Here is a 17,662-nt window from a genome sequence, read left to right on the forward strand (position 1 = left end):
TATATGATATTTTGATTTATACCTCTTACTTTTGCGCCTCAAAACACGATTAAAATGCCTGGTAAAAAACCCCTTTTACATCGCTTTCACGCCTGGCGCTATAAGCATATCTCAAAGACCACCTTTGTTTATTTTTTAAGTGTGATCACAGGTCTCCTTGCGGGGTTAGGAGCTGTATTGATCAAAAACATCACCCACATCATTCAGAATTTGTTAGAGGGGAAACTCGTTGAGAATTACCGGTATGGTTTTTACTTTTTGTTTCCCATTGTAGGTCTGGCATTAACAGTTCTTATCGTAAAGTTTATCATTCGTAATCCGCTGAGTCACGGGGTTCCTATGACCTTACGTGCCATTGCAAAACGCAAAGGTATTTTACGCAACTATCAGGTCTATGCCTCACTCATCACGGCACCCTTAACAGTAGGTTTTGGAGGTTCGGTGGGATTGGAGAGTCCTACAGTGGTTACCGGAGCCGGTATTAGTTCTTATCTGTCCCGCATCTTTCATATGGATCAGGCACACCGTACCTTACTGCTAGGTTGTGCTGCTGCAGGTGCAATGTCTTGTATTTTTAAGGCTCCCATCGCTGCCATTATTTTTGCAGTTGAGGTGTTTAGCCTTGATCTTACCTTGCTTTCTTTAATGCCCCTACTCTTGGCATCACTTTCTGCGATCCTTACGTCTTACTTTTTCTTTGGTTCAGACACTATTTTACCTTTTGAGCTCAAAGATGCCTTTACGATTGCAGACTTCCCTTACTACATGATCCTGGGACTGGTTGCTGGTTTCACTTCGGTTTATTTCAGTAAAGCCTATTTTGCTACTCAAAAAATTTATACCCGTTGGGATTCTGCCACTATCCGTTTGCTAGTTGCCGGTGGCTCTTTAGGATTACTCTTATTTTTAATACCGCCGCTGTATGGTGAAGGTTTTGATACGATTAACAAACTTTTAGACGGGCATGCTGTAAATGCATTAGGCGCTACTTTTTTCAGTGAATATTTAGACAATATCTGGGTTGTAATCGCCTTATTGGCCGGTCTCGTTTTGTTTAAAGTCATTGCTTCAGCGATCACTTTTGCGGGTGGTGGTATCGGAGGTATTTTTGCACCGGTATTGTTTATGGGTAGCGTGATGGGTAACTGTATTGCTAAAGTCATCAACAACCTGGGTATAAACGGGGTTCATATTTCTGAAACCAATTTTACACTGGTAGGTATGACCGGTTTACTTGCCGGGGTTTTACATGCTCCGCTTACTGCGATATTTCTTATTGCGGAAATTACAGGTGGGTACGGATTGTTTATTCCGTTGATGATTACAGCTGCAATTGCTTATGGTATTAATAAATATTTTCTACCGCATTCTGTATACGGGATGGAGCTTGCTGTTAAGGGCGAACTCATCACCCATGATAAAGATCAAGCGGTACTTACGCTGCTGAATGTAAATCACATCATAGAATCTAACTTCATCAGAGTGAGACCTGATATGACTTTAGGCGAAATGGTTCAGAAAGCTGTGGCAAAGTCTACCCGAAACCTTTTCCCCGTAGTCAATAAAGAAGATGAACTCGTAGGGGTCATCACGCTAGATGACATCAGAGAAATTATGTTTGACTCTTCACTTTACGATACGATTACTGTAGACAGTTTAATGCATGCGGCTCCTGAGTATATTTATCTGGAGTCAGACCCTGCCAAAGTAGTCATGCGTAAATTTCAGGAAAGTGGCGCGTGGAATCTTCCCGTTATTAAAGACGGAAAATACCACGGCTTTATTTCAAAATCTAAATTACTTACCGCTTACAGACGTATGTTGGTTAGTTTTTCCAGGAAATAATGAAAAAACTATCTCTTTTACTCATTTTTCTATTCTCAGGTATTTATGGTTTTGGTCAAAAGCTTGAACCTGCAGTCTATGGCAAAGTAAACGGCTTTAGGCATACTGGTTTTGAAGATAATGGCTTTGCAGATTTTGGTTTAGGCTTTAGTTTGCTTTCTAACTACTGGATTTCTCCAAAGATCGGGTTTAAATTTGCTACCGGTAGCCCCAGCGACAATGTCAGCTTTTTAGAAAATGATGGGCAAGAACTTGTACGCACTAACTACAACGGCAACTTTTTGACTTTAGGCGCAAAAATACGCCTCACCAAACCAGAAGAAGTTTGGTTGTTTATTTGGCCGGAATACAGTCTGGGGAATGTAACTTTTAAAAGTTCGTATTTTAAAACCGAAAACAACCCTGCAGCGTTGCAGTTACAAGAACGTACATCTCTTAGTGAATTTTATTCTTATTTAGATCTGGCTGCAGGAATTGAACTTTATATGGACAGCAACCAGCGCTTTCTCGCTTCGGTATATCTTGTTTACACTTTGATGGACATCAAGTCTGGTTTTGATCAGTTATCATTTGAAAACACCAGTGTGCGCAGTCCTTCAGAAATGAACAGCACCATTGGCTTAGGACTTAGCATTGAATATTGTTTCTGTAAAAAACCTTAATTTTAATAATAAATTTTCAATCTAGAATCTCATCTATGCGTAACGCGATACTCATACTCTTTTGCATACTTTGCCTTACACTGGGCTACGGCTTTTATTTACGCTATTTTACTGAAGATACACTCACCGGAGATCGTTTTTTAGGACTCACTATTCTTGCGGTTGCGTTCATCCTTATGCCTATGTTTTTATACCACCGCTGGAAGGACCGAAAAGTAAAAGATTACATGCTTGACGAGGATAACATCAGGAAAATGAGAGCGTTCAACAACAGTAAAGAATCCCGTAAAAATTCTGAAAATCAATAACTTTTATAAAATTATTTACGTTAAGGTAACCTTCATGTTGTTTAAACACGTAGTTTTGTATCAATATTAATTTTTTTACAATTTTATAATGAAAGGTACAGTTAAATTTTTCAATGAATCAAAAGGTTACGGATTCATTACTAACGATGACACAGGAAAGGACATCTTCGTTCACGCAACCGGTCTTAACGGTGAAGTATTAGAAGAAGGTGACCAAGTAGAGTACATCGAAGAAGAAGGAAGAAAAGGTATGGTAGCTGCGCAGGTACGCGTACTATAACCCTAAGATATATATAAGTATATTTAAGATTCCAACCCTGTTTAACGAGTTAAGCAGGGTTTTTTGTGTCCTGATTTTAAATATCAGGGCATTATCCCTGCACGTTGACACGGCTATGCAGGGCTTTCCGTTACAATATCTCATACGATTTATTATACCGTTCAGAGTTTTCACTATATGCAATTTCTAACGCAATGATACAGCTGCAATTCTATTTTGTAATTTTACGCGATAACTGAGTGTAAATATCATTTAAACTTGCTCTAAGATCGTATTGATATGTCACAAACATTAGAAATAGCCGCTATACAAGCCAATTTATTCTGGGAAGATCCGGCTGCCAATCGGGCTTACTTTGATGAAAAGCTAGCAGCAATCAAAAAAGAAGTTGAGCTTATCATACTTCCTGAGATGTTTGCGACCGGGTTCAGTATGAACCCAGACGGTATAGCAGACGCAGGCGAAACGCTTAATTGGATGAGAACCAAAGCCGCTGAGCTCAAGAGCGCTATTGCAGGGAGCTTAATGGTCAAAGAAAATGATTTACACTACAACCGCTTTTATTTTGTCACTCCTGAGGGTTCTGTAACCGCTTATGACAAACGACATACGTTTACCCTTGCAGGAGAAAACAAAATCTATAAGAATGGTACTCAGCAAGTATTTGCAAACTACAAAGGTTGGAAAATCTTATTACAAGTCTGCTACGATCTACGATTTCCAGTTTTTGCGCGCAACACAAACGACTATGATGCGGTAATTTATGTGGCAAACTGGCCTAAAAAGCGTGTTTTTGCCTGGGATACACTGCTAAAAGCCCGTGCTATTGAAAATATGTGCTACTGCATCGGTGTCAACCGAATGGGATTAGATGGCAACAACTATGAATATAATGGTTATAGCGGCATCTACGATAGCTTAGGCGCTACTTTAGCTTTCGCAAAAGAAAAAGAAACCACGATCTACGCTACTTTAGACAAAGCACATTTAGATGAAACGCGCAACCAACTTAACTTTCTGGCAGATCGGGATGATTTTACTCTTGATTTAGAATAAAGGTGTTTTTAGGGTACCAACCCGATCTTAAGTCTAGCAAATCAGGATAATACAGGACTTCCTCAGGTTGTATTTGTTTTAAAAAGTTACCGCTGTCGTATTTACCATTTTGGTTAAGATCTACAATTACACGTGCATAATATTTACCCGGCTCAATTCGGTTAAACTGAAAAAATGTTACACCAGGCTCACCAATAAGTTCTCGCTTTACATCTCCTTTTTCAGTAACTAATTGTACGATGTGTTGCACATCTGCAGCACCTTGTAAGGTGAGGTCATATTCCCCATAATCTCCATATGCTTTTGTAGAAGCTGTAACGTTTATCGTATCGTTTTTAGTCCCGTAAAAATCAGTTAAAGCTTCCGGGAGCATTTGTATTTTGTAGGACTCATTCTCTGCCGTTTCAAAACGCAAATCAAGCTGAAGTCTTTTGGGGTATAGATTAACCTTAAAATCTTCCACTAAAGTTGAATCTTTTCTACTGATCATAATTTTTGAAGTGTCAACAGCCATAATCGGAATCGTAGTATTGAGTACAAAAGGCTCTTCTAAAATCAATGCACTAGAAACCGGCTGTATTTGCAAAGAATCTGCTTTTAGCTTTCGTTTACGCACAAAAGCTGTATCGATCGTTTGATTGGCTACCGTTCTAAAAACAAGGGAGTCTGTTTCAGTTTGGGGTTTGTACCAATATTGCAAAGAATCCTGACCCATTTTACGCGTAATCAATTTTTCAAAGCCCTCGGGTTTTGCGCTTATCAATTCAACAGCAATACTATCTGGGTTTCCTACATAAGGAATAGCGATTCGTTGAGCAGCACCTTGTTTGGGCCTGCCGGGTTTAGGTGCTAACTCTTCATTAAAAAGACGCAACACATACACAGAATCTGTGGGCACATCAATAAAGGTGTCGTAAAAAGCGATTTTATCTTTATCGGGTTGAAAGGTGTAGTTACTCGCATCATCTTTCATCGCCACCAGCTTATACCGACCTGCTTTTACATTAGTGAGTTCAAAAACCACAGAACTGTCTAAGGTATTGGTCACATAACGGGGCACCTCTTTATAAACTACAGAATCGCGATAGGTAGAATCTGCTTCATACAGCATTACCGTTACATAATTATCAGGTTCTCTCAGAATTGCATCTCTAATCACACCGGTCACCGTCAACGAATCTATATAATCACCTGTAGAAAACACATATTTAAAAAAAGAAAACGGATTGCCCTCGTTGTTATCGGTAACGCTTTCACCAAAATTAAAAACATAGGTCGTATTAGGCTCTAGTGTATCTGTGATCTGAATATCTATATACCGTGAGGCACCACCCTGAGGTGAGATCTGCGCTTTAGGATCCATAGGTGGAGAAATGATCAAATTCTTACTAAGGTCTTTGAGTTTGATGTATTCATCAAAATAAATACGAATCTCCTTACCGTTAAAGTTGGTTGTATTATTAGGTGGATCTGCACGTACCAAAACCGGAGCCGTCTCATCTTTAGGTCCGCCCGTAGGTGTACCTCTTTTAGCACATTGTACCACAAAGAGCAGTAAAACTGCCACCAAAACTAGTTGTAATTCCTTTTTTAGCATAACAGCGCAAAGTAACAATTATTTTTAAAGATTAGCTGCAGATACTAGTTTCTAAGAAGCGAGAAAGCTGCGGTTTTTAAACGTTACAATCAATCTGCTATTGCCATAACAGCAACACTTAGTTTGATTCCCGGTATTTTTTGAAGTGCAATGGCACAGCCTTCAACAGTTCCGCCGGTTGTTATCAGATCATCAACAAGCAAAATGTGTTTTCCTGCCAGACTTTCTGTTTCAAGTACATCAAACGAGTCGATAACTTCAGTAGAACGTAGACCTCTATTGAGAAAAACCTGAGTACGTGTTGCTTTTTTTCGGTATAAAACGGTGTCACAATATGGCTTTTCTAATGCCTTTGCGATCGCTTTCCCAAAACCTGCAACTTGATTATACCCGCGTTCTTTCAATCTTCTGTTATGTAACGGCACAGGCACTATGCAATCTATGTGTTGGTAAGCTTCTATTTCTATTAACTCTGTACCCAGCCAGTTTCCAAAAAAAGCACTCAAGCGTTCCTGACCGCGGTATTTTAAATTATGTATAAGTTGTTGCACGCGTGTTTTCTTGTCAAAATAAAAGAGTGCTGTCGCTAATTCTAAAGTAGTACGCCCTCTCAATAATTTTTTGATAGGGTTGTACGTTGTAGTATTCAAATGAGTAACTGGTAGTGCGTGTCTACACGAGGTGCAAATGAGGTTTTCACCCAAACTTAAAAGCTGAGAACAGGCGCTACATTGATCAGGATAGAAGAGTTTAAGTAAAGACTTCACCTCAATTTGATTAAAAATTATAACTTTCGCACTAAGATATCAAAATAGGCTGCATGAGCGCAACTCGCAATAACAATGCTTTAAAGATTCTTATCGGTATATTATTTCTACTACTGCTCGGTCTGGGTGGCTACACCTATAAATTTTATCATGAACTCAGTGCAAGTAAGGTCGCCTTATCTGAAGAAAAAGAATTGCTTAAAGAGGAATTGAGCGCACTTTTGACCAATTACAATTCAGAAATAGAAAGTAATAAACTGCTTACTACAGAGCTCAAACAAGCCCGGTCTCGCATTCAAAACCTACTCGTTCGTCTAGAGAATTCAAATTCTACGCAAACCACTTTGCAAAATTATCGCAGAGAACTGGCTGTTTTACGAGATGAGCGGGATGCGCTTCGTAAAAAAGCAGACAGTTTGTTGCTGGAAAACGCTTTACTCGTTTCTCAAAAAACCACTGCAGAAGCAGCTTTTGATGAAACCGTTGTACAACGAGATTCACTTAAGCAACAAAATGAAGCGCTTCAAGACAATCTGGCAAAAGGTGCACAACTCAATGTAAGCAAATTTAAAACCAGCGGTGTGATCTTACGCCGTAGTGGCAAGACAGTGCCTAACGACCGCGCAAGTCGTATTGATAAAATTGAAATTTGTTATACCGTAAATAAGAATACACTTGCAAAACCCGGAGTTCACGATTTTTACATTCAGGTTATAAATCCTAAGAATAACGTGATGGGTGAGCATGTTTCTTTAGCCTTCGGCGAGAATATTTTGATTTATAGCGCGTATCAGCAAATCAATTATCAAAACGAAGAAATTAATTCGTGCGTGTGGATCAACCCCATGGCAGAAGAATTTAAACCGGGAATTTACCGCATCAATCTTTTTGAAAATGACCGTCTGCTGAGCAATAGCGTTATAGAATTAGAATAAGCAACAATCACAAAATAACGTCTGATTATCTTCTTAAAAATCAACCTATAAAAAAACCGCTGCATTGCTGCGGTTTTTTTATTTTTACCGCCTTGTTTCTTCGTAGAGAAACAACCTATACCAAACACAAAAGCAACATACCAAATGGCACAACAGGAAGATCATTTTAAAAAGGTAATATCACACGCAAAAGAATACGGTTACATCTTTGGGAGTAGCGAGATTTATGACGGCTTGAGCGCTGTTTATGACTACGGTCAAAACGGGGCAGAACTTAAGAAAAACATACGTGATTACTGGTGGAAAAGTATGGTGCAAATGCACGAAAATATCGTAGGGCTAGACGCTTCTATTTTTATGCATCCCACTACGTGGAAGGCTTCTGGACACGTAGATGCTTTTAACGACCCGCTTATTGACAATAAAGATTCAAAAAAACGTTACCGCGCAGACGTGCTTATTGAAGATTATGCAGAAAAGCTGAATCAAAAAGCAGAGAAAGAAATTGCAAAGGCAAAAAAACGTTTTGGTGATGCATTCAATGAAGAAGAGTTTGTAACTACAAACCCACGGGTTCTTCGCTATCGTGAAGAGCAGGAAACTGTGCTCAAACGCATGGCCCGCTCTCTGGAGGCTGAAGATCTTGCAGATGTAAAAGCATTGATCGAAGAACTGGGCATCGCAGACCCGGATACCGGTTCTAAAAATTGGACAGATGTGCGTCAATTTAACCTGATGTTTGGGACAAAACTGGGAGCTTCTGCAGAGACTGCAACAGATTTATATTTGAGACCTGAAACGGCACAAGGTATTTTTGTAAACTTCCTAAACGTTCAAAAAACAGGAAGGATGAAAATTCCTTTTGGTATTGCGCAAACCGGTAAAGCGTTTAGAAACGAGATCGTTGCACGCCAGTTTATCTTTAGAATGCGTGAGTTTGAACAAATGGAAATGCAATTTTTTGTACGTCCCGGAGAAGAATTAAAATGGTACGAGCACTGGAAAGAAACCCGCCTCAACTGGCATCTATCGTTAGGCCTAGGTAAAGAAAATTACCGTTTTCACGATCACGAGAAACTGGCACACTACGCGAATGCTGCCGCTGATATTGAGTTCAATTTTCCATTTGGTTTTAAAGAATTAGAAGGAATTCACAGCCGTACTGATTTTGACCTTAAAGCGCACGAAGCGCATTCTGGTAAAAAATTACAATTCTTCGATCATGAGTTGAATGAAAGTTATGTGCCTTATGTAGTAGAGACTTCAATAGGGCTTGACCGCATGTTCTTAGCCGTATTCTCGCAATCTCTTGAAGAAGAAGAATTAGAGAATGGTTCTACACGTACTGTTTTAAAACTACCTGCTATTTTAGCTCCGGTAAAAGCAGCGATTTTACCCTTGGTTAAAAAAGACGGTTTACCAGAAGTTGCTCAAAAAATCATTGATGATCTGAAGTATGACTTTAATGTGGCTTATGACGAGAAAGATGCTGTAGGTCGCCGATATAGACGTCAAGATGCTGCAGGTACTCCATTTTGTATTACAGTAGACCACGATACCTTAGAAGATGAGTGTGTAACAATCAGAGATCGTGACACGATGGAACAAAAACGTGTTAAGATTTCTGAACTCAGCACCATTCTACATCAAAAAATAGATTTTAAACACTGGATGAAACACTAGGTTCATGCATCACAAATATCTGGGCATCAAAATTAAAAGTACTGAATAATCCCATTTATTATATAATTAAAAAGCTCCCAATGGGAGCTTTTTTTAAGCTCTTTATTTGTTTCTTTCGTACATTTAAAGACTACAACCTGTTCAAATGATAAATTTTTATAGCCGCAAGAAACTGAATACGATCGTTCTAACCACTTTCTTTTTTATAGCTGGTTTTTTTCTGATTCCAGAAACGGCTATCGGCCAAACAAAAGAAAAACCTTCCTTTGTAAGATCTATAAAATTTGTTCGTGAAGTTCCCAGTATAGCTTCTCAAATACAAAACGGAACATTTACATCACCAGACAAATCTATTGAGCCACAAGAAATCAATCCTAAAAGACGTCAGGCAAATCAGGTGGTTCCGGGAAAAGGTTTACCCAAAAACGGAGATCCACTTATTAAGGAACAAGAAGATAAAACAGAAAGCAAATCATTTGATCTGGAGCCTATAAATGTATTTGAGGCAAATACCTCAAATTTTACACCTTCAGATCCTACAGGAGCCGTTGGTCCCAATCATTATGTTGCTGCCTGGAACGCAGGATTTAAGATTTTTGACAAAGCAGGTAACGAGCTTGCTCCAGAAGCAAGTCTAGGCTCTCTTTTTGCCGACAATAACGCAGGAGACCCTATCGTTCTATATGATGCCCCTGCTGATCGCTTCATTATCACCCAATTTGAAAATGAAGATGAAAGCACTGATGAAAATGAGTTTGTAAATGGATTGAACATTGCTATTTGTCAAGGTTCTGATCCTGTAAATGACGGCTGGTACATCTATACTGCAGGTTTTGAAACCGGTGCCTTCCCGGATTATCCTAAGTATTCGGTATGGAGAGACGGTTATTATATAACCTCAAACATCCGGTTAAGCGGTGGTGAAGCAACAGGTAATGCGATCTTTGTGATGGAGCGTGAAAAAATGCTTCAGGGTTTAACTGACGTTGGCTTTATTGGTTTTCCGTTACCTACACTGCAAACTAACGGCTTTTACAGTCCACAATTTTTCAACATTAGCAGTCCCGATGCTCCTACAACTGGCGGAGCAACTGTTGTGTATTATCAAGACGACTCGTGGTCTGGTGTAGCCGAAGATCACTTAAAATTATGGACCGTTGATGTAGATTGGAACACACCTACCAATTCTTCAATTTCTCAACCTGAAGTTTTAACGGTAACAGATTTTAATGGTGTTTTTGATGGAGGAAGCTTCTCGAATCTCCCACAACCTTCCGGACCAGATATTGATGCCATGCAAGGGACAGTAATGAATCAGGCTCAGTTTAGGAAATTTGATGATCACAACTCGGCAGTTTTCAACTTTGTTGTCAATGTAGCTCCTGTTGGTGAAGAACAAGCGGGTATTCGTTGGTATGAATTACGTCAAACAGCAGATGGCCAACCCTGGTCTATCTTTCAAGAAGGAACCTACGTATCTCCTACCGGTAATAATGCGTTTGCAGCAAGTATGGTTATGGACGGGTCTGGAAATATAGGTATGGGATACACAACCGTAAGTGAAAATCAGCCGGTCACCATCAACTTTACCGGAAGATATGATAATGACACAGCTGGAGAGATGTCAATTCCCGAAGCACTAATTGCCACCAGTACCGGTGTAAGTTCTTCAGAGCGCTATGCAGATTACACACACCTTACCGTTGATCCTTCAGATAAGGAGACGTTCTGGTTTATCACAGAGTATTTCAACACCCGTCGTAAAGATCTTGTAAGTGTTTTTAGACTTGCAGTAGATGAAGCTAATGACGTTCAGGTGATCGCTATAGATAATCCTCAAGATGGCGCGTTAACCGATTCTGAAGCAATAACAATTACGATTAGAAATGCTGGTAATTCAACACAAACTGCGATTCCGGTTAGTTATACCCTAAATGGAGTCACCGTCAATGAAACATTTACCGGAAATCTTGCATTTAATGAGACAGGCACCTATACGTTTACGCAAACGGCAGACTTATCAACCATAGGGCAAGAATATGAGATCACAGCAAGTACCCATCTCAATGGGGATGAGGATACCTCTAACGATGCGATGACTGTGATTGTTCAAAATCTATGGCAAAATGATATTGGTGTTTCATCTATAGACACTCCACAATCTGATTCTGGTTTGGGTTCTGCTATTTCAATTTCTGTAACCGTAACCAATTATGGTCAGGATGCACAGAATAACTTCCCGGTTTATTACAGTATAAATGGCGGTGAACAAGTTATCGAAATCTATAACCGCACTATTGAAGCTCAAACTTCAGAGAATTTTACTTTTAGTATCACAGAAGATTTTTCTGAAATAGGTTCTTATGAAATAGTTGCAGGCACCAATCTAAATGGAGATAGTGATCCTACTAATAATGAAGTCAGCAAAACTGTAACCAACAATTACTGCCAGCCGGTTTCTAATTGCGAAGATTTTGGAGATGGAGTTACCTTACTTACCCTTGAGGGAACTCTGGTAACACCAGCCTGTTCAAGTACAGGATATAGTGCAGATCTTGACACTACATTTAACTTAAATGTACAAAAAGACTCTTATATGGGTACTTTGCAAATGGGCTATCAAAATTCTGGCTATGTGATCTTTATTGACTTTAATAACAATGGTGGCTTTGAAGCTTCTGAAATCGTTTCTAGCGGAACAGTACAAACAGCAGATACAGATGCTGTGTTCACAGTCGATTTACCAGACAATGTTGAACTAGGCACTTACAGAATGCGCATACGCGGCAAAGATAATAACGAAGATGGTGACCTTAATGATTCCTGTGGCACGTTAGCCTATGGCCGTACTAATGATTATAGCGTACGTATTTTTAACAGCCTTTCGGTAGAAGAAAATATTTTCCCAGATAGTGAACTTGTAGTTCTTGAACCTGAAAAAAATCAATTTCAAATCTCGTTAAGCACCAATACAACTACCGAAAAAATGGCTGTAACTGTTTATTCTATTCTAGGTCAAAAATTAGCTGAAAACTGGGTCGAAAATGAATATGGAAGCTATGTCTATGATCTGGATATGTCGTACGCTTCAAACGGTGTTTATATCGTAAGATTAGGGAACGGCGATGGCGGACTATCCAAAAAAATAATAGTCAAATAATCTAACGTATTTTATTCTAGAAAAATGCACGCAACTGTACAGTACCGGTATGAATGGTGTGCGTAGTTTCACTTTTACGACCAAAATACGATAGATTCAAATCTAAGAACTGAGTAAGTCTTTTTTGTGCCAAAAGATTCCACGTAAAATTGCTTCCGGGTTGTAAACCTTCTAATATTTGATATGCCACAGGCGAAAAAGCACTACCGGCAAAGTCATTTTTGATGTATTTTATTTGGGCATTTAAAGACAGTTTAGAAGCTTCGCTAAACGAAAATCCCATCCCCAGATCGTGACGGGTAAGTGCTTCTTCATCCCCTATCGTATTTGTTTTTGTATTGAAGGCATAAAATGCTTCAATACGGCAGTTATCACTAAATAAATATGAAAGTTTTGGACTTATTTCTGTAAGCGCCAAGTCATAATTACGCTGTTCAAAATTTTCTGAAATACTGGTATTAGAGCCTAGATCTGCTTTTAAATTGATCAGGTAGCTAGACTTTACTTTATGTAAAAAAACCAGTTGATGGCTGCGCAATTCATTAGTTTGCAATCCTAACGATATTAGATTTTTTGTTGAATTTGCTAAGTAGGTGTAACTCGTCGTATATTTTTGTTTTCCACGATTGAAGAAAAGAGAATTTCTAAAATTAAGGTTTAAACCCAGCGTGCTTTTGCTATCATTAAACGGGTTCAAATCAAAACTATCTCCAGATCTAAAAACTTTACGGTCGATTAAATAACTCGTCTGGTTGTAAAAATGGGAAGCTATTTTTTTAAAGCCTGTTTTACCGCTCCACTGCTGTAAATTGAGTGTTATGATTTGGCTTAATTTGTTCTGGTGTGTTTTTACAAAAATCTGATTGGGCAACAAGACCCGAATAAAATCGGCCTCATCGCTAAATTGAGCCACCTCAAATTCTTCAAGCTGCTGCACGCCATCAGCGTTGTAATCGTTCCATGTAAATATACCCTGACCTTCATCAACTTTTACATAAGTGAATTCCTGTTGCGGAAGCGTCCCGCTACTGGTTTCAAAAACCGTATTGAGTCTCACGAGGTTTTTAAACAATTTCTGATCATATAACAGCCTCGAGTTTAAAGATTGCTCTGCCTGTATTGTCTGATTCTCATAATTCAGTTTACGGTAATTGGCAAAAATTCCTAACGAGGTGTTTTTGTTTTTTACAAGTTGTGACTTAACATAATACGTGTTGCTTTGATTTACACGCTCTAAACTATTACCCCGCAAACTATCATTTATTCGATAACGGTATCCTACCTCAACAAAAACACCTGTACTATCTCCTCTTCCTACAAATGCTTCATATGCCTGAAACCGTTGACTTAACGGATCATAAATTTTGGTTAAGGGGTTTTTACTTTCATTGCTTTCTGCGCGTACTTTTGCGCCAATCCAGTTCTTTTTTAATCCATATATGGCGGCGGTATTCAGTCTAAAGAAAGAAGTATTTGCCGTGTCTGCTTTAGTTTTTAGATAACTTCCATTAAACAGGGTTCGCAAGTTTTTATGCCGAAATGCTCCGGAAACACTATTGCGTGATCCGGTATAATTCTCAGCGAAGCCTAAATGCTCAAACTTATAATCAATAAATCCTAAAGCAGTATCTTGATACTGCAGTCCCGAAGTTACCAACGTCTGATTTCCTTCAGGAACAAGCGGCAAATTCCAATCTCTATTGAATTCAATAGCATAGGTACGTTCTATATTTCTAAAATCATCCTGAATGTAATCCAGATCTCCATAGGCATCAAGCGTTTGCTTTTGCGAATTTCCTAAAAGTCGCTGCTTTACCCGAAGTCTTCCAGCAAAGCCATCGTTATCGGCATCGTTCAGGTCAGAAAATAAATTGAGATCCTGCTTGCTTCCTGTCCCTTCAAAAGAAATCGCTGTTTTCTCCGAAGGATTATAAGCCCCTTGTATGACTGCCATTTGCAATTTAGTGGGCGCAAAAAGTCGAATTACGGGTGCATAGTTTCCTTGAGGCACTCCGTTTACCGGAGCTACATACTCATAAATTCGACTAATAGCGTTCTGATTTGCCAATATATAATCACCCTGATTGACCCCTACTTGTGTAAAACGCACATTAAAAAGTTCGGCTTCAGGATCGTTAGAAAACACAAAAGCCTCCCGACCTTGAATATTCACTTTTTGATATAATATCTTGTTTTCATTATAAGCGTCAGGATTGGCACTGGGTGCGATCATTTGAGTAGCATCATCACCGGCCTGCTGCAAAACAGCCACCTGTTCCTGATTCAAATTTTGCAAAAGCGGCTGATTTTTAGCATCACTTTCAGAATATACATGAGCACGTAACTCTAGCTTACCATTTTCAGTTTTATGACCGCCTCCCGCATACGCAATAACACGGGTATAATTCTGCTCACTATATTGATATTCTACCGAAATGCGCATCTCACTCGTGATGGGAAACGTGGGGTTAAATCGCAATTCACCGGCATTGTAATCTATTACATAATCTGCGGTTTCGCCACGCTCTAACAAAACGCCATTTACAAAAACCCGCTCGCTACCGCTTACAATAAGAACGTACAACTCACCGTTAGGCCCGGTTAACTTATACGGTCCTTGATTACCTTCCTGCCCTGTAAATCTGCTTTGTGTAAACACGCCGCGCACCAGTGCGCCAGTCGCAAAAAGATCAGTCTCTGAGTTTGTATTATCTAGTCTTCCGCCCAGCGAAAGTCCCTGTACTTTTTTTGTAAAGCGACCAAAATAGGAAGTTGAATTTTCAAGATTTATATCTCCTGCTCGTATACTCCAGTCATCGCTGTAGAGTTCTATAAATATCTGATCAAATTCATCCAAACGTTGCGAATACCCACCGTTTTGCTGTGGGATATTAGCATCTTGTAAAGAGGCGCGCAAGGATACCTTTTCACTCAATTTACCGGTTATTTGCAAATCGAGTTCGCTGTTGAGTGTGCTGTTCTGGTTGTTTCCGCTGGTTATCCCGCGCACTAAACTTCCCGAAGTTGTCAAACCATCAAAAGGCTTAAAAGCCGGTTTCTCGTCTTCTTCGGTTAATGCATAAACTCTGCTTAAGTTTCCTTCGCTGTTTACAACCCGTGCAGGATCATATTCAAAATAAACTTTGGTTAAAAATTCAGGATAAACGCGATATTTAAAAGTCAGAGAATCGGGTCTTGCTTCCTTCCGCTTAAGCGAAAAAAGAGATCTACCATAATCTATCGTATAAGCCGAAGAATCAATCAAAACACCTGTTGTCGTATAGACCTCAAAATCAATCGGATTGATACTTACCGAATCTAAACGTATCGTGTCTTGTACCACAAGAGTCTTGGTCTTATTTTCTTTAAACCGAAGTTCCTGCGCAATACTTGTCGCAGAAAATACCAGTAGAACTATAAATACAAGACTTCGCATCGGCTATAAATCTACGGGAAAAAGTATAAAGGTTACTCAACTCACAAACATTTGCACACAGGATACACGCTTCTGAATTCTGCTTAAATCGCTACCTTCGCCAAAACCCAAAATTTAAGCATGAAAATCATCACCTACAACGTAAATGGTATCAGAGCAGCGGCACGCAAAGGACTTTTTGAATGGCTCAAAGCTGCAGATCCTGATGTATTGTTATTACAGGAAACTAAAGCGCATCAAGAGCAATTAGACATAGATATTTTTGAAGAAACGGGCTATCACGATTACTGGTTTAGTGCTCAAAAAAAAGGATACAGCGGGGTGGCTGTCCTTACTAAGAAAAAGCCAGATAATGTTGTTCATGGAACAGGCATAGAATATATGGATTTTGAAGGCCGAAATATCAGAGTAGATTTTGGCGACCTGAGCATTATGAGCATGTATTTACCCAGCGGAACAAATTCTGACCGTCTAGAACACAAATTAAAATATATGGCAGATTTTCAGGCTTATGCTGATGAACTTCGCAAGACCAGACCCAACCTAGTAGTAGGTGGGGATTATAATATTTGCCACGAACCTATTGATATTCACGATCCTGTGCGGCTTAAAAATGTGAGCGGCTTTTTACCTGTTGAGCGTGAGTGGTTAAGCGGTTTTATAAATAGTGGCTTTACAGACAGTTTTAGACATTTAAACCCTGATGTAGAACAATACAGCTGGTGGAGTTATCGTGCTAATGCCCGTGCTAATAATAAGGGCTGGAGGCTGGATTATAATATGGTGAGCGAGCCTTTACAAAATAAAATAAAACGTGCGGTTATTTTACCTGAAGCGAAACACAGCGATCATTGTCCGGCATTATTAGAGCTTGAACACGAATTTTAAGAATTGTTATTTTCTTGGAGTTGGTAAGCCAATAAATAGCTATTGTAAACGTTACTCAACAAACTAACAAATAGATTGTATGCTTAAAAAAGTTTGCCTTATCGCTTTTACCGCAGCCACATTGACTTCTTGTGTTTCGGCAAAAGTTTACAAAGATCTAGAAGCACGCTTCGCAGATCTAAAAGCCGAAAACCAAGACCTGGATCACGACTTGACAACTTCAGAACGTTTACGCAAGCAGTTTGAAGAACAAGCTGCTCAATTAGAAAAAGAGCTTGCAACTACCACTGCAGAACGCGATGATTTACAACGTAAATATGCTGCTGCACAAGCAAATCTTAAAAACCTGCAAGAATCGTATGATGCATTAGAAGCAAACAGCTCTAAAGCACTTGCCGAAAATTCTAAAAAAAATCGCGAGTTATTAGGTGAGTTGGATGAGAAACAAGCTGCACTAGCTGCAGAACAAACCCGTCTTGAAAAAATGCAGCGCGATCTTACAGAACGCTCTCGAAGAGTTGAAGAATTAGAATCTATGATCGCAGCAAAAGATGCTAAAATGCGTGCGCTTAAAGATGCCATTTCTAAGGCTTTGGTTGATTTTGAAGGTAACGGTCTTACCGTAGAACAACGCGATGGTAAAGTGTATGTTTCTTTAGAAAATAAACTGCTTTTTGATAGCGGAAGCTGGACAGTAGGAACTAACGGTCGTCAGGCTGTAAACCAATTAGGAAGCGTTTTGGCTCAGAATCCTGAAATCGCTGTTCTTATTGAAGGTCACACAGATAACGTGCCCTATGGTGGCAACGGACTATTGAAGGACAACTGGGATTTATCTACTAAGCGTGCTACTGCTATTGTTGAAATTCTAAGTCAAAACAGTCAGATTGATCCTAAAAACCTTACAGCTGCTGGTCGTGGGGAATTTGCTCCTGTAGCACCTAATACTACTCCAGAAGGTAAAGCTAAAAACCGCAGAATTGAAGTGATACTTACCCCTAAACTGGATGAAGTCACTAAACTTCTGAATGATATTTAAATATCA

At 39.4% G+C, this 17,662-nt stretch carries 13 protein-coding genes; 10 read left to right on the forward strand and 3 right to left on the reverse strand.

What is annotated here, in order from left to right; translation table 11 throughout:
• Positions 1-54 precede the first annotated feature (54 nt).
• From DSM03_RS02565 to DSM03_RS02585, 5 genes are all read left to right on the forward strand, one after another.
• The gene (locus DSM03_RS02565; protein WP_128759428.1) at positions 55-1,845 is read left to right on the forward strand and encodes a chloride channel protein; all 1,791 of its coding nucleotides are present in this window, start codon (positions 55-57) and stop codon (positions 1,843-1,845) included.
• A complete protein-coding gene (locus DSM03_RS02570) occupies positions 1,845-2,507 on the forward strand; it encodes a hypothetical protein (RefSeq protein WP_128759429.1) in 663 nt (220 codons plus the stop codon). Before DSM03_RS02565 ends, DSM03_RS02570 begins: the two co-directional genes overlap by 1 nt.
• A gap of 35 nt (positions 2,508-2,542) precedes the next feature.
• Complete coding sequence (locus tag DSM03_RS02575; protein ID WP_128759430.1) at positions 2,543-2,815, forward strand: hypothetical protein; 273 nt, start codon at positions 2,543-2,545, stop codon at positions 2,813-2,815.
• A gap of 88 nt (positions 2,816-2,903) precedes the next feature.
• Entirely contained in the window at positions 2,904-3,095 is a 192-nt protein-coding gene (locus DSM03_RS02580) for a cold-shock protein (protein ID WP_009781881.1), read from the forward strand.
• Between the two features lie 279 nt (positions 3,096-3,374).
• Entirely contained in the window at positions 3,375-4,151 is a 777-nt protein-coding gene (locus DSM03_RS02585) for an amidohydrolase (protein WP_128759431.1), read from the forward strand.
• Here the strand turns inward: DSM03_RS02585 and DSM03_RS02590 are convergent.
• Together DSM03_RS02590 and DSM03_RS02595 are read right to left on the reverse strand one after the other, a co-directional pair.
• Positions 4,132-5,748, reverse strand: a complete 1,617-nt coding sequence (locus DSM03_RS02590; protein WP_128759432.1) for an Ig-like domain-containing domain — start codon at positions 5,746-5,748, stop codon at positions 4,132-4,134. The two genes, DSM03_RS02585 and DSM03_RS02590, sit on opposite strands and share 20 nt — an antisense overlap.
• 89 nt (positions 5,749-5,837) lie before the next feature.
• A complete protein-coding gene (locus DSM03_RS02595; RefSeq protein WP_128759433.1) occupies positions 5,838-6,515 on the reverse strand; it encodes a ComF family protein in 678 nt (225 codons plus the stop codon).
• 53 nt (positions 6,516-6,568) lie between these two features.
• Here DSM03_RS02595 and DSM03_RS02600 point away from each other — a divergent pair, with 53 nt between their 5' ends.
• The 3 genes from DSM03_RS02600 to DSM03_RS02610 all read left to right on the forward strand — a co-directional run bounded on the left by DSM03_RS02600 (position 6,569) and on the right by DSM03_RS02610 (position 12,293).
• Positions 6,569-7,450, forward strand: coding sequence for a GAS domain-containing protein (locus tag DSM03_RS02600; protein ID WP_128759434.1), 882 nt, complete (start codon positions 6,569-6,571; stop codon positions 7,448-7,450).
• Positions 7,451-7,594: 144 nt separating this feature from the next.
• A complete protein-coding gene (locus DSM03_RS02605; protein WP_128759435.1) occupies positions 7,595-9,133 on the forward strand; it encodes a glycine--tRNA ligase in 1,539 nt (512 codons plus the stop codon).
• 145 nt (positions 9,134-9,278) lie between these two features.
• Complete coding sequence (locus DSM03_RS02610) at positions 9,279-12,293, forward strand: GEVED domain-containing protein (protein WP_128759436.1); 3,015 nt, start codon at positions 9,279-9,281, stop codon at positions 12,291-12,293.
• Positions 12,294-12,309: 16 nt separating this feature from the next.
• Here DSM03_RS02610 and DSM03_RS02615 read toward each other — a convergent pair whose 3' ends face one another.
• Entirely contained in the window at positions 12,310-15,729 is a 3,420-nt protein-coding gene (locus tag DSM03_RS02615; protein ID WP_128759437.1) for a hypothetical protein, read from the reverse strand.
• 120 nt (positions 15,730-15,849) lie between these two features.
• Between DSM03_RS02615 and DSM03_RS02620 the strand changes: the two genes are divergently transcribed.
• Together DSM03_RS02620 and DSM03_RS02625 are read left to right on the forward strand one after the other, a co-directional pair.
• Positions 15,850-16,617 (forward strand): exodeoxyribonuclease III, encoded by a 768-nt coding sequence (locus tag DSM03_RS02620; RefSeq protein WP_128759438.1) that lies wholly within the window; start codon positions 15,850-15,852, stop codon positions 16,615-16,617.
• Positions 16,618-16,696: 79 nt separating this feature from the next.
• The gene (locus tag DSM03_RS02625; RefSeq protein ID WP_128759439.1) at positions 16,697-17,656 is read left to right on the forward strand and encodes an OmpA/MotB family protein; all 960 of its coding nucleotides are present in this window, start codon (positions 16,697-16,699) and stop codon (positions 17,654-17,656) included.
• The last annotated feature ends 6 nt before the right edge of the window (positions 17,657-17,662 follow it).

The sequence above is a fragment of the Leeuwenhoekiella aestuarii genome (assembly GCF_004104055.1).
In the GTDB taxonomy this organism is placed as follows: Bacteria; Bacteroidota; Bacteroidia; order Flavobacteriales; family Flavobacteriaceae; genus Leeuwenhoekiella; species Leeuwenhoekiella aestuarii.